Here is a 13,303-nt window from a genome sequence, read left to right as displayed (position 1 = left end):
CGCTTACTTGACCGCGACCGCGCCATCCTTGAGTTCGACGACGTAGATGTTCGGCTCCGCCTGTCCGCTTTCCTTGCCGGCCGGGCCTTCCTTGATGAAGGCGATATCGCCGTTCACACCCTTGAGTTTGATTTTCCACAGCGCATCGCGAATCGCGGCAGGCTCGGCCTTGCCGGCCACGCGGATCGCCTCGGCAATGGTCAGGATTGCGTCATAGCCGCGGAAGCCTTCGGTCTGTCCCGCAAAGTCGAGCTTGCGCGCGTTCCAGCCTTCGACAAACTCCTTCGCCACTTCGGGATACCTGGCGCGTTCCACTGCCCACGGTGCGAAGAACAGCAGGTGCTGGCTGGCATAGCCCTTGGGGCCTGGCGTCTTCAGCAGCGGTTCGGGGAACGAGCCGCCCGTGGTGATGACCCGTTGCGGCAGGCGTTGCTCGGCGGCCTGGCGGATGGCCAGCGTCAGTTGCTCGATGCCCGAGGTGACGATCAGCGTGTCGGCACCGGTGCTCTTGAGCGATGCGAGCTGCGCGGACAGGTCGGTGGCATCGGGGGCCATGGTCTCGGTACGGCCCACGGCAATACCCTTGGCTTCGAGCGCCTTGCGGAATTCCGCGGCGGCTCCCAGGCCCCAGTCATTGTTGACCGACAGGAAGTCCACCTTCTTGATGGCCGGCGAAAACGATGCCAGATGCTTGCTGAACGCGGCGGCCTCCATGGCCGAAGTCGGGCTGGTACGGAAGACCCACGGATTGCCGGAGGTGGTGATCTTGGTCGACGATGCAGTTTCAACCACCATCGGCACGCCGTACTCGACGAGCTTGGGCATCACGGCCAGCGTGAAGGTCGAGCTCCATGCCCCCATCAGCACTGGCACCTTGTCCTTGAGGATCAGCTTCTCGGCCGAGTTCACGGCTTCACGCGGGTTCGACTTGTTGTCCTCGATCACCAGTTCGAGCTTCTTGCCAAGCACGCCACCCTTGCGGTTGATGACGTCGGCCGCGATGCGCGCGCCGTTCGTGACATAGGTACCCGAGGCAGCCACCGCGCCGGTCAGCGGCTCGGAGACACCGATCTTGATGGTTTCCTGCGCCTGCGCGGCGGCGCTGCCCAACGCAAGTGCGACGGACGTGGCGCCGAGCGCGGTGAAGTTGGTAAGGGTGGCGAGGGCGCGGGTCTTGCTGCGGATCCACATGGGGATCTCCTATTTTGTCTTGAGGCAGGTTGGAACGACGGGAACGGCAATCGGAAATCGGGGCAATCAGGACGTCTTGCGGCGGCTGGTCCACCACTGGCGCAGCCACGCTTTCAGCACGCTCCAGAGATCGATCGAAGCATTGGGCGAATGGAGAGCCGGCCGGGCAGTCACTGGAACCTCGCCCACGGCATCGACGGCAACGCCCTGGGGCAAAGCGGCTTGCAGGTTTTGCGCGAAATCGCGCGTCAGCTGCTCGGCCAGTGCGCGCACGATGCCTTCACGGCTGAACTGGGCCAGTGCGCCGGTAATCGTGTAGTCCACCGCGACTGTTACCGCCGTGCCGCCGGCGTCGTCGGGCTGCAGCGCAAAGCGCGCCACACCCTTGACGCGGCTCTGCGTCTTGCCATCGACCGCGCTACCGCTGAAGGCACCGGTACGGGCAGCCGGGTCGCGCTGCAACTCCCCCTGCCCCTTGAATGCGGCCGCAATCGGACCGAGCTTCACCTTGAACAGCAGTGGCACATTGCCGGCAGACAGGTCGGCATCGGCATCCGCTGCAATCGATGCACCCGGCAGGCAATTGACGAGCAGCCGGACATCGTCGAAGGCCTGCCACACGCGCTCGGGCGCGGCATCGAGTGTGAAGCGCTGTTCAATTTCCATCAGTGGTCTCCATGGTTTGCCGACGGGCCGCCAGCACGCGCTGTACCGCGCGTACGATGCCGAGGTATCCGGTGCAACGGCACAGGTTGCCGGCCAGTTCTTCCTGAATTCGCGCCTCATCGGCATCGGGCAGGCGCAGTACGATGTCGCGCGCCGTCATCAGCATTCCAGGCGTGCAATAGCCGCACTGCAACGCGTGTTCAGCCGTAAAGGCCGCGCGCAGCTGGGCCATGACCGGGTCTTCGTCGAATGCTTCAAGCGTGCGCACCGGCTTGCCGCAGAAGCGCGTCGCCGATTGCAGGCACGAGCGCTGCGGCGCACCGTCGACCTCGACCGTGCATGCACCGCACACGCCGTGTTCGCAGCCGATATGGGTTGCGGTCAGCCCGCATTGCTCACGCAGCGCATCGGCCAGGTGAGTCCGGTCTTCCACCGTGATCTCGTACTGCCGGCCATTGACGTCCAGCGTGATGCGCGCCTCGCGCACCGCAGGGAAACGCAGGTCAGGTGCGTTCATCGAGGGGTCTCCATGTCTTCCACAACCAGTCGCAGCATTTCTGCCAGCAGCGTCATGCGCACGCCATCCAGTGCGATGCCAGTGCCAGCCAGCCACGCTGCGCGTGCAGGCCCGCTGCCTAGCGATGCAAGCAGCCCGGCACCTTCGAATACCTGTGGCGCACCATCAAGCGCACCGAGCACGATCCGTTCAATACCGAGACCGGGATCGTGCAGTGCGCAGGCCAGCGCCTGCGCGAACTCGCCGGTCTTGCGGCAGAACTTGCGGTACGACCAGCGTGCATTGGCCGACAGCACCGGCACGCTGATCGCAGCCAGCAACTCACCGTCCGCGAGTTGTGTTTCGAACGCGCCCACCATGAAGTCCGCTGCAGGTACGACGCGGCTGCCCGCCGCTCCGTCGATGCGCAGCGTGGCGCCGAGCAAGGGCATGGTGCTGACCCAGTCGGCTGCGGGATCGGCGTGGCACAGGCTGCCACCCAGCGTGCCGCGGTTACGTACCGCGCGATACGCGATACGACGCGCCACGAACGGCATCAGGCCGCGGCTCGGGTCGGGCACCTTGCCATCCTCGAATGCTGCGTGTGTCAGCATCGCGCCGAATGTCACCGCATCCTGTCCGGCGTGCACCGCACGCAAGGCTTCGATCTGGTCGAGATCGATTAGCGTTTCGGGCTGGGCCAGCCGCAGGTTCAGCATCGCGCCCAGCGACTGTCCACCGGCGACGGGCTTGCTGCCCCAGCCACCCTCGCCCAGCCGCTGCGTCGCCGCGGCGACCGATGCCACTGCTTCCAGTTGGTACGCAACGGCCTTCATGCCCGTTCTCCATGGCCCGCGCGGGCCAGTGCAGCGAGCACGCGCTCCGGGCTGGCCGGACATTCGGTGAGCTCCGCACCCAGCGCGTACAGCGCGTCGTTGATCGCATTGACGATGGCGGCTGGTGGCGCAATGGCGCCGCCCTCGCCCAGTCCCTTCTGTCCGAACATGCTGTGGGGGCTTGGCGTTTCCATATGCAGCACCTTGAGCGGCGGCATTTCCCCGGCACCGGGCAACAGGTAGTCGGCCATGGTCGAGGCCAGTGGCTGGCCTTCGGCGTCGAACGGCATTTCCTCGTACAACGCGGTGCCAATGCCTTGTGCCAGCCCACCGATGATCTGACCGTCGACGATCAGCGGATTCAGCAGCACGCCACCGTCCTCGCAGATCGCGTAATCGAGCAAGGTCACACGACCGGTGGCGGTATCGACTTCCACCGCGCACGCATGGCATGCATAGCTGAAGGTGCCGGTGTCTGGCTGCGTCTTGTAGCCGGTCACCACTTCGAGCCCACCCGGATCGACGCTGCCCACCGGAATTTTCTGCGGCGCGCGATACCAGGCATGGGCAATCTCGGCGAGCGTCACTCCGGCCATGCCGGGCTCGCCCACGATGCCATCGGCCAGGCGCAGCGTTTCGGCAGGCTTGCCAAGCAGACCGGCGGCAATCGCGATCGCGCGCTGCACCAGTACCTCGCACGCCGCGCCGACCGCACCGCCAGCCATCACCGCGCAGCGCGAGCCCCAGGTGCCTGTCGAGTACGGCGATACCGCGGTATCGCCATGCACCACGCGCACACGTTCGATATCGATGCCCAGCACCGAGTGGGCCACCTGTGCCATCGACGTTTCCATGCCCTGCCCGTGCGAATGCACGCCGAGCCGCAGTTCGAGCACACCGTCGGGTGTCAACCGTGCCGAGCATTGCTCGAAGCCGGGCACCATCGGGATACCCCAGCCGTGATAGACCGAGGTACCGTGCGCGCCCTGCTCGCAATAGACCGACAGGCCAAGCCCGATACGCCGCGTGGCGTCCCCGGCGTTGTGGGTCCGTTGCCGTGCGCGCCACGCGTCCCAGTCCAGCGCCGCCACGGCCTGCTCCATGCTGGCCGCGTAGTCGCCCGAATCGAACAGCTTGCCCGTGATGTTCACGTACGGCATGGCACTGGCTGGCACCAGGCTGCGTGCACGCAGCGCATGAGGCTCGATGCCGAGGTCGCGCGCGGCCGCATCGAGGATCAGTTCGATTGCAAAACACACGCCGGTACGCGCCACGCCGCGATACGGCAGGATGCCCGGCTTGTTTGTCGCCATCGAGCGTGTGTGGCAGACATAGTGGTCCATCATGTACGGACCGGGCAGGATCGATGCCACCTGCGCGCCTTCCAGGCAGGCGCTGAACGGATAGAGCGAGTAGGCGCCGGAATCGACCATCGCATCGCAAGCGATACTGACCAGCCGCCCATCAGGCTCCACCTCGATGGCGATGTCATAGGCATGCTCGCGGCAGTTGGCGTTGGCGCTCAACTGCTCGCGACGGTCTTCGAGCCAGCGCACCGGGCGATTCAGATGCCGCGCCAGCCATGCGCAACAGATTTCCTCGGGCAACAGGATGCCCTTGTAGCCAAATCCGCCACCCACATCGGGCGAGATCACGCGCACCTGCCCTTCGTCGAGCCCCAGGCATTCCGCCAGTCCGGTGCGATTGACGTGCGGCACCTGCGCCGCCGAGTACATGACCAGTTGATCGAGCCGATGGTCCCACCAGCACAGCACGGCGCGGCCTTCCATCGGCATCATGCACTGGCGCGCGGTACGCAGGCGCCGGTGATAGCGCCGCAGTGACTTGCCCACCGGCATCTCACCCTTCTCGACATGGGTTTCGACGTAGACATTGTCAGCCCATGCGTCATGCACACGCGCCGCCACATCGTGTGGATCACGCGCGGTCTCCATGCTGGCCACCACCGGCAGGTCCTGGTAGTCGACCTCGACCTGCGCGGCAATGTCTTCCGCACGCGCACGCGTCGGTGCGATGCAGGCCGCCACCAGTTCACCCACATGGCGCACCTTGTCGCTGGCCAGCGGAAACTGCACCGAGCGCTTGAAACCGGGCAGCCCCGAGGCCGCCAGGATCGGCTTGACGCCGGTCAGGTCAGCCATCGTGAACACCAGGGACTCAAGACCGTCGGGCTTGTGGATGCCATTCAGCCGTGCATGGGCCACTGGGCTGCGCACGAATGCCACCTCAAGCATGTCGGGCATGCGCATGTCGCCAACAAACTGACCGCGCCCCAATAGCAGGCGTTGGTCTTCCTTGCGCGGCACGCGTTCGCCAATGCCCTGGGCACGGACCGGCGGCGCAAGAGATTCCCTGGTGGGTGGAGCATTCATGAGCGGGGGCGTGTTCGCAAATCTGGTTATGGTTGCGGCTTCATAAAGCAACCGCCGTGCCACACGCGCATCACCCGCACCACCCTCCTGCTATAACCCATTGATCTGGCATGGAAAAAATCAGCAGCGAATTAAGGGCCATACCCCCTAATCAGGCCGAAGACCGACCAGGCAACCGGTGCAACTGCACCAGCGCGATGACCTAACCCGGCGCCATACGCAGAAATGGGGCATACCCCGTTTCATGTCATGCACGGAATACATGCAGGCCGCATCTTGGCCTACCAGTCACGGGGCTTCTCACCATGAAAATATACGTGGCATACTTCGTAAATCATCACGTACGGCACCACCTGCCCTGTCCACATGATTCGCGAAGACAGCCTGCCCATGCTTGAAGCGGAACTCGCCAGCATCCAGCAACGATCGGTTCTTTATGCGCGCCCCGGCTTCCTCATCCGGCGTCTGCACCAGCTCCACAGCGGCCTGTTCCTCGAAGAGACCAGCGAGTTCAATATCACGCCGGTGCAATACAGCCTGCTGTCGGCATTGCTGGAACAGGGAGAACTCGACCAGATCTCGCTGGCGATGGAGATCGGACTGGAGCGCACCAGCGTGGCCGAAGTGCTACCGCGCCTGGAAACGCGCGGACTGATCGAACGGCGCCAGTCGCCACTCGATGGCCGGGTCAAGCTGGTACGCATCGCGCGCAAGGGCCGCGCGCTGGTACAGCGCATGCAGGAGGCGGTGGTGCGCGCCCATGACCGCACGATCGAGGCGCTGACACCTGCCGAGCGCCAGTTCTTCATGCTGATGATGATCCGCCTGGTCGAATCGAGCGATGTACCGGGCGTGGCGCCATTGCGGCACCGCTAGGGATTTGTTCTCATTCGGTCGTCAGCCGGACCAGACCGGTCCAAACCGGCCCAGCGCGGCACCTCATCAAACGCCAACTCGCGGCTAACGAGATCACAACTCGACGCTAGCGATCATGCAGACGCCGTACCACTCGGTCCCCTACCGTTTGCACGACCGTTACGAGCGCAATAAGGATCACGATAACGATCACCATGACCGTGGTATCGAACCGTTGATAGCCGTAGCGGATGGCCAGATCGCCCAGGCCGCCCGCGCCCACCGCGCCGGCCATTGCGGACGCACCAATCAGCGAAACCACGGTGATGGTAAAGCCGCCGACGATGCCCGGCAGCGCCTCAGGCAGCAGCACGTGCAGAAGAATGTGGCGGCGCCGACAGCCCATTGCCTGGGCGGCCTCGACCAGCCCAGCATCGACTTCGCGCAAGCTGACTTCGGCGATGCGCGCGAAGAACGGCGTGGCACTGATCGCCAACGGCACCACGGCGGCCCAAACGCCGATGGTGGCCCCGACGACCAGCTTGGTGAATGGCAGCAAGGCGACGAGCAGCACGATAAACGGCGTCGCGCGAAAGCCGTTCACCACGCTGCCCAGCACGCGATGCAGTCGCGGTGCCGGTCGCACGCCGCCGGGCGCGGAGACAACCAGTATGAGTGCGAGCGGGATACCAGCCAGCGCGGCAAAGGCCGACGAAGCGCCAACCATGGTCAGGGTATCGACAAATCCTTGCCAGAGGCGGTCAATGAGAATCGGCGACATAGCCCAGTGTCCGGAAAGTCTGCGGAAGGGAAGTGGCGTTTGCATTCGGAACGGACAGTAGCAGTCGTCCCTGAGTGTGCCCCTGGATGCGATCCAGGTACGCGTGCAGGAGGCGCACGTCGGCCCCGAGTACGGCAGTCAGCTCTCCCAGCGCTGGGGGGCCGGCATCGCCTGTGTGGTGTAGTTCGAGGATGCGCTGGCAGGCGCCCGCTGGAGGCGGCGAATCCAGCAGCCTTGCCGCAATGTCGTCCGGCACGCCTGGCACCAGCGGTGCCAGCAGCGCCTGGGTGGCCGCATGGCGCGGATGTCCGAAAACCTGCCACACGGGACCGGTTTCCGCAATCGCGCCGCGTTCCAGCACCAGGACCTCGTCGCAGATCTCGCGTATCACGCGCATCTCATGCGTGATGAGTACGATGGTGATGCCCAGCCGTTGGTTGATGTCGCGCAACAATTGCAGGATCGACTGCGTGGTTTCGGGATCCAGCGCCGACGTGGCTTCATCGCACAGTAGAATTTCCGGCCGATGCACCAGCGCCCTGGCAATGCCCACGCGCTGCTTCTGGCCTCCAGAGAGCCGCCCCGGGTAGCTGTGCTTCCGGTCGCTCAGGCCCACCAGCTCCAGTACCTCATCCACACGCTGTTCGATGATGTCGCGCGGGACACCGGCAACCTTCAAGGGAAGCGCCACGTTTTGCCGCACTGTCTTCGCTGACAGCAGGTTGAAGTGCTGGAAGATCATGCCGATCCGGCGGCGCAACGCCACGCGACCGTCGTCGTCCAGCGTGGCGACGTTCTCGTGGTCCACCAGCACACGTCCGTCCGTGGGCGCTTCCAGCCCGTTGATGGTGCGCAGTAGCGATGACTTGCCCGCGCCGCTGCGTCCGATGATGCCGAAGATGCTGCCTGCGGGAATGTCCAGATCGATGTCGGTCAGCGCCTGAACCACGCCGGCGCTGCTGGCATATCGTTTCGAGACTTTCTCGAAACGGATGTGTCCGCCAGATGGCGTCCGATGGTCGGTGGCCGCACGGGTCTCGACGCGCGCGGTGGCGCCGGCGGCCCTGTTGGGCAGCGGGCCGCGTCGCCACAAGGCAGTGAGCGTGGTCATGGCCGGGAATGTCACGGTTGCGCCTTGAGCCATGGCAGGCTGTAGAGCTTGTCATTGTTGGCGTAGGACTCGGCCAGTTGCTTGCGAACCGCCGGCGAGTCCTGGTAGATCTTTACGAAGCGTGCCACGCGGGAGTCTGCGGCATTGTCTTCGCGCGAGACGAATCGGATTGCAAAATAGGTGTCGTCGATGCCCGAATACAGCAGTCCGGCACCGGCAACCTGCGGCTTGCCGGCGTTGACAAAGTGCGCCGGATAGCCCTGGGCCAGGTCCACGTCGTCAAGTGCACGCACGAGTTGCGGGCCCTCCACCTCGATCAGCTTGAGCTTCTTTGGATTAGACACGATGTCGTTGACGCTGCCTTTTGCCCCCACGCCGTCGCGCAACTTGATCAGTCCGGCCTTCTGCAACAGCAACAGCCCGCGGCCCTGATTGACCGGATCGCTGGCCACGCCAACGCGGGCGCCTTCCTTCAGGTCGTCAAAGCGCTTGATGCGGCTGGAATACAGTCCGATATTGGGCAGCACCCCGGTGGCAACGCTGCGAAACTTGTAGCCGCGCTCCTTGACCGCATTATCAAGAAAGGCCTGGTGCTGGAAGTAATTCAGATCGAGATCGCCAGCCGACAGGGCAACGTTCGGCGTCGTCCAGTCCGTGAACTCCACCACCTTCACGTCCAGGCCCTGCTTGCGGGCTTCGGCGGCGGCCACTTCGACGGAATCGGCAAGCGCCCCCGGTGTGACGCCGATCCGCAACGGCGCGGCATGGGCCGATTGGGCCGACAGGAGGGTCAGCGAGGTGAGCAGTGTGGCAACCGTATGGGAAAGGAGGCGCTTCATGAGTGTTGTGGATGGCAGGTGATGAGGTTCAAAGTGCGCGGAATGCTGAGGCAGCATGACGCTGGGGTAGCCGGTCGCCTTCCGCGAACAGCTTGTGCCGGAGCGATCCTTCGGCATACTCGGTCTTGTAGCGGCCGCGATCCTGCAAAGCGGGCACCACCAGGTCGACAAAGTCTTCGTAGCTTTCCGGCACGACGGTACGACTCAGGTTGAAGCCGTCGATGCCGGTCTCGTCGATCCATTCCGCGAGTGTGTCGGCCACCTGGGATGGATCGCCGACGATCGCCGGATAGCGTCCCCCAAGCTCGAACAGATCGAGCAGCTTGCGGCGCGTCCAGCCGTGCTGCGCGGCGGTCTTTGTGGCAGATTCGATCGCGTTACCCCCGCCATAATCGACGGGATCGTCCAATCCATAGCGACCGAAGTCCACCCCCGTGCTGGCGGCGAAGTGGGCCAGGCCGGCTTCCCGGCTCGCATAGTCGCGATACTCGGCGTGTTTCTCACGGGCCTCGGCCTCGGTGCTGCCCGTGACGACGGCTGCCCCCATGAACACCTTGACGTCCTCAGGGCGGCGCCCCGCTGCCGCAAGCTGTTCGCGCAGTGCCGCGACTGTCTTGCGCGCCGCGTCCTTGCTGGGCGGGGAGATGAACACGCATTCGGCGTGGCGCGCGGCAAACCGTTGTCCTCGGCCGGAACTGCCGGCCTGGAACAGGACGGGTGTGCGTTGCGGCGAGGGCTCGGACAAATGATAGCCATCGACCTTGTAGTAGCGGCCGTGGTGACTCACCTTGCGGACTTTCGCGGGATCGGCGAATACCCGCGCAGATTTGTCGCGCAGAGCCGCACCGTCCTGCCAGCTGCCTTCCCAGAGTTTGTAGAGCACTTCCAGGTACTCGTCGGCGCGTTCGTAACGTTCGTCATGGGCCAGTTGCGCCTCCAGGCCCATCGCGCGGGCCGCGCTGTCGAGATATCCGGTCACGATGTTCCAACCCACGCGGCCGCGCGTCAGATGGTCCAGCGTCGAGAATCGGCGCGCCAGCAGGTAGGGCTGTTCGTAGGTCAGGTTGACCGTGACGCCGAAGCCAAGGTGCCGCGTGGCGGCGGCCATGGCGGGCACGATGAGCAGCGGGTCGTTGACCGGAAGCTGGACCGACTCCTGCAGCGCGACGTCGATGTTATTGCGATAAACGTCGTACACCCCGACGATGTCCGCAATAAAGAGACCATCGAAGAGCCCCCGCTCCAATGTGCGCGCCTGGTCGATCCAGTAGTCGAGCGTGTTGTAGTCGACGGATCGGTCGCGCGGATGCGTCCACAAGCCGTGGTTGATATGTCCGACGCAGTTCATATTGAACGCGTTGAGCAGGATGTGCCGCCGCTGCGAATGACCGCCCATCAGATGGCTCCATGCCGCGGTGGCAATGTGTCGTTGAGGTGGAAATTGCCAAGGGCGTGGTACTTCCAGCGTACGGGGTCGTGCAGCGTATGTGTGCGCGCGTTGCGCCAGAACCGATCCAGCCCCTGGTTGTCGAGCGTGGCCGATGTGCCGCCGAGTTCGAACAGCCGCGTGCCTGCGAGCAGCGATGCCGTCGTGGTTGCTGCGCGCGCAGCGGCAACCGCCAACGAAGCCTGCGCGACGCTCTGCTCGTCGGGTGCCTGCTGTGCAGCGTCGGTAACGCGGCCAGCCCGGCGCACCAACGCCTCGGCGGCGCGCAGTCTGACCTGTGTGTCGCCGACTTGATGAATCGTCAGCGGATCCTGCGATGCGCTGGCCACTGCGGCGTCGACCCATGGCCGCGCCTGGTCGCGCACGTATGGCAGCGTGGCGGCAAACGCGCCACGTCCGATGCCAAGGTCGATGGCGGCGTGCAGTAGCTGTGCGAATGGGCCAATCGTCGTGGGACGCTCGAACGATGCCAGGAACGGGATCACCCAATCGGCCTCGATCTGCACGTTCTCGAACGTGACCGATCCGCTGCCAGTCACGCGCTGGCCGAAGCCATCCCAGTCGTCGGTAATGCTGACGCCTTGCGCCGTGCGCGGGACGAAAGCGAGCCACGTCACATCGCGGCCTTCCTCCTGGCTTACCACGAGCGTTGGAATCCAGTGCGCATACAGTGCGCCGGTGCAGTAGAACTTCTGGCCATCCACTCGGAAGCCATCGCCATCACGCGTCAGTCGCGTGCGGCGCTTGAAGTCCTTGTGGCCAATCTCGGCCAATGCGTTGCCGAAGCGTTCGCCCGCCAATGCGCGCTGATAAAAGAAGGCCTGCTGGGCCGGCGTGCCGCCAACGCGAAGCACTTCCAGTGCGTAGAAATGATTCTGCGGAATTTGTCCTAGGGAGCCGTCCGCGGCGGCGATGATGGCGATGACTTCAGCCAGCGTCACACTGGACACGCCCGCCCCGCCGTATTCGCCTGGCACGGTGATACCCCACAAGCCGCTGGCACTGAAGGCCTCCAGTTCGTCCCACGGCAGCAGTCGCTCGCGGTCACGTCTGGTGGCGCCGGGTGCGAACTGCGCGGCGAGCCGATGCGCGATGGTGATGGCTTCGGCATCGTCAGCGATGACATGCGGTGTGGTCGCGGGCGCAGGCGCAGGACGCGCGCGGCCTTCGGCCGGCGGCGGAGTGAATAGCAACGACATGTCAGTTCCAGGAATGCCGCTTTGGCAGCGCGTTGTTAAGGTGATAGTTGCCGATCAGGTGGAGCTTCCAGCGCACGGGATCATGCAGCGTGTGAGTGCGTGCATTGCGCCAGTGGCGGTCGAGGTTGTGCTTCGCACGCGTTGCCGATGATCCGGCGAACTCGAAGAGCTTCTCGCTCGCGTGCAGCGCAGCCTCAGTGGTTAACACCTTGGCTTCTGCCACGGCCACGGATGCGCGAGCGCTCGATGCCTCGGTGACGGGATGCGCCGCAAGCTCGTCGAGTGTCAGGCCGGCTTCGCGCAGCACGGCGCGGGCGCCTTCGATCTCAACCGCGAGCCGACCGACGTCGGCGATCAGGTGGGGGTCGTCGCTTGCGCGTTGGATACCGGCGTCCATCCACGGCCGGGCGTACTCCCGCACGAAATGCACCGCATCGTCGAATGCTGCCTGGGCAATGCCGAGGTCGATGGCTGCCTGGAGCAGTTGGGAATTGGGCCCGTAAAGCCCCGGCTTGTCTGCCAGTTGCCAAAGCGGAATCACGTCATCCTGAGAGATGGCAACCTGATCGAACACCACGGTGCCGCTGGCAGTCGTGCGCTGGCCGAACGATGACCAGTCGTCGACCACGGTCAACCCGGCGGCGTTGCGCGGGACCCAAACCTGGACGGGCCGGTCATCGTCGTCGAGTGCACGCGTGGGAACACGGTGGGCATACAGCGCCCCTGTCGAATAGTATCGCTTGCCGCTGAGCCTCAGGCCCTGGGCCGTGCGCTGCAGGCGCGTGCTGCCGTCGAGCACGGTTCGGCTGCCCGCGGAACGTCGCTCGGGGCCGGCGTTGCCAAGCCGGTGACCTGCCAGGACTTCGGCATGGAACCGGCGCTGCTGTGCTTCGGTCCCCGCCTCGCGCAGCACGCCCAGCAAGCCGAAGTGGTTCTGCGGAATCTGTCCGAGCGACGCGTCGGCTGCGCTGAGAATCTCGAAGACTTCAGACAGCGTGGCGAATGAGACTTGGGCGCCGCCATGGTCCTTTGGCACGGTGATGCCACCCAGGCCGCTTTCGGACCAGAGTTCAAGCTCTTCCCAGGGAAGCAGCCGTTCGCGGTCGCGCGCGGATGCGCCCTGTCGAAAAACGCTGGCTAGCGTGCGCGCCGCGTCGATGGCTTCCGCATCGGTACGGATACGGCGCACGCGGGACGGATTGGGAAGGCGCGGTTCATGTCGGGCCGTGGCGTGTGGTTCCACGGCGTGGATATCGGAAAGGTCGGTCATGGAGAGTCGGAAGGTGCGCGGCGCAGGCGCGGTGACGCCGGCAGAAGCCGGACGGGTAACAACGCCACGGCGCGGTTTTCGACACCTTACTGCGGCAGGACCAAGACACGAACGACGCGTTTGTTCTATCCAAAACCGCACGGGGCGCATATGGCAATGCGAGATTTGTCGCAGCAGGCTCGATTGCACATCAAGCCCGCCCAGGCGGTCCCGCCACCC

12 protein-coding genes are annotated in these 13,303 nt (G+C 64.8%); 1 reads left to right on the top strand and 11 read right to left on the bottom strand.

The window, feature by feature from the left end:
- Positions 1–3 precede the first annotated feature (3 nt).
- The 5 genes from ACO550_RS19055 to ACO550_RS19035 all read right to left on the bottom strand — a co-directional run bounded on the left by ACO550_RS19055 (position 4) and on the right by ACO550_RS19035 (position 5,582).
- Positions 4–1,191 (bottom strand): ABC transporter substrate-binding protein, encoded by a 1,188-nt coding sequence (locus ACO550_RS19055; RefSeq protein WP_315594036.1) that lies wholly within the window; start codon positions 1,189–1,191, stop codon positions 4–6.
- Between the two features lie 66 nt (positions 1,192–1,257).
- Positions 1,258–1,857, bottom strand: coding sequence for an SRPBCC domain-containing protein (locus tag ACO550_RS19050; RefSeq protein ID WP_315594035.1), 600 nt, complete (start codon positions 1,855–1,857; stop codon positions 1,258–1,260).
- Complete coding sequence (locus ACO550_RS19045) at positions 1,847–2,374, bottom strand: (2Fe-2S)-binding protein (protein ID WP_315594034.1); 528 nt, start codon at positions 2,372–2,374, stop codon at positions 1,847–1,849. The genes ACO550_RS19050 and ACO550_RS19045 overlap by 11 nt, the downstream gene beginning before the upstream one ends.
- Complete coding sequence (locus ACO550_RS19040) at positions 2,371–3,189, bottom strand: FAD binding domain-containing protein (protein WP_315594033.1); 819 nt, start codon at positions 3,187–3,189, stop codon at positions 2,371–2,373. The genes ACO550_RS19045 and ACO550_RS19040 overlap by 4 nt, the downstream gene beginning before the upstream one ends.
- Positions 3,186–5,582: a molybdopterin cofactor-binding domain-containing protein gene (locus tag ACO550_RS19035; RefSeq protein WP_315594032.1), complete on the bottom strand. Its 2,397-nt coding sequence runs from the start codon at positions 5,580–5,582 to the stop codon at positions 3,186–3,188. The genes ACO550_RS19040 and ACO550_RS19035 overlap by 4 nt, the downstream gene beginning before the upstream one ends.
- 366 nt (positions 5,583–5,948) lie before the next feature.
- Here ACO550_RS19035 and ACO550_RS19030 point away from each other — a divergent pair, with 366 nt between their 5' ends.
- Complete coding sequence (locus ACO550_RS19030; protein ID WP_315594031.1) at positions 5,949–6,458, top strand: MarR family transcriptional regulator; 510 nt, start codon at positions 5,949–5,951, stop codon at positions 6,456–6,458.
- A 106-nt stretch (positions 6,459–6,564) separates the two neighbouring features.
- On the opposite strand, the gene ACO550_RS19025 is transcribed toward ACO550_RS19030, so the two are convergent.
- From ACO550_RS19025 to ACO550_RS19000, 6 genes are read right to left on the bottom strand one after another with little or no spacing between them, the layout of a single operon-like run.
- On the bottom strand, positions 6,565–7,218 hold the full coding sequence (locus ACO550_RS19025) for a methionine ABC transporter permease (RefSeq protein WP_315594030.1): 654 nt from the start codon (positions 7,216–7,218) through the stop codon (positions 6,565–6,567).
- Positions 7,199–8,362, bottom strand: coding sequence for a methionine ABC transporter ATP-binding protein (locus ACO550_RS19020; protein WP_315594029.1), 1,164 nt, complete (start codon positions 8,360–8,362; stop codon positions 7,199–7,201). The genes ACO550_RS19025 and ACO550_RS19020 overlap by 20 nt, the downstream gene beginning before the upstream one ends.
- Positions 8,341–9,168, bottom strand: coding sequence for a MetQ/NlpA family ABC transporter substrate-binding protein (locus tag ACO550_RS19015; RefSeq protein ID WP_315594028.1), 828 nt, complete (start codon positions 9,166–9,168; stop codon positions 8,341–8,343). The genes ACO550_RS19020 and ACO550_RS19015 overlap by 22 nt, the downstream gene beginning before the upstream one ends.
- Positions 9,169–9,196: 28 nt before the next feature.
- Positions 9,197–10,564: an NtaA/DmoA family FMN-dependent monooxygenase gene (locus ACO550_RS19010; protein ID WP_315594027.1), complete on the bottom strand. Its 1,368-nt coding sequence runs from the start codon at positions 10,562–10,564 to the stop codon at positions 9,197–9,199.
- Positions 10,564–11,814, bottom strand: a complete 1,251-nt coding sequence (locus ACO550_RS19005) for an SfnB family sulfur acquisition oxidoreductase (protein ID WP_315594026.1) — start codon at positions 11,812–11,814, stop codon at positions 10,564–10,566. Before ACO550_RS19005 ends, ACO550_RS19010 begins: the two co-directional genes overlap by 1 nt.
- A 1-nt stretch (position 11,815) precedes the next feature.
- Complete coding sequence (locus ACO550_RS19000) at positions 11,816–13,084, bottom strand: SfnB family sulfur acquisition oxidoreductase (RefSeq protein WP_315594025.1); 1,269 nt, start codon at positions 13,082–13,084, stop codon at positions 11,816–11,818.
- Positions 13,085–13,303: the final 219 nt, after the last annotated feature.

Source organism: Cupriavidus sp., from assembly GCF_057315035.1.
This window is presented reverse-complemented; position numbering and strand designations above follow the sequence as displayed.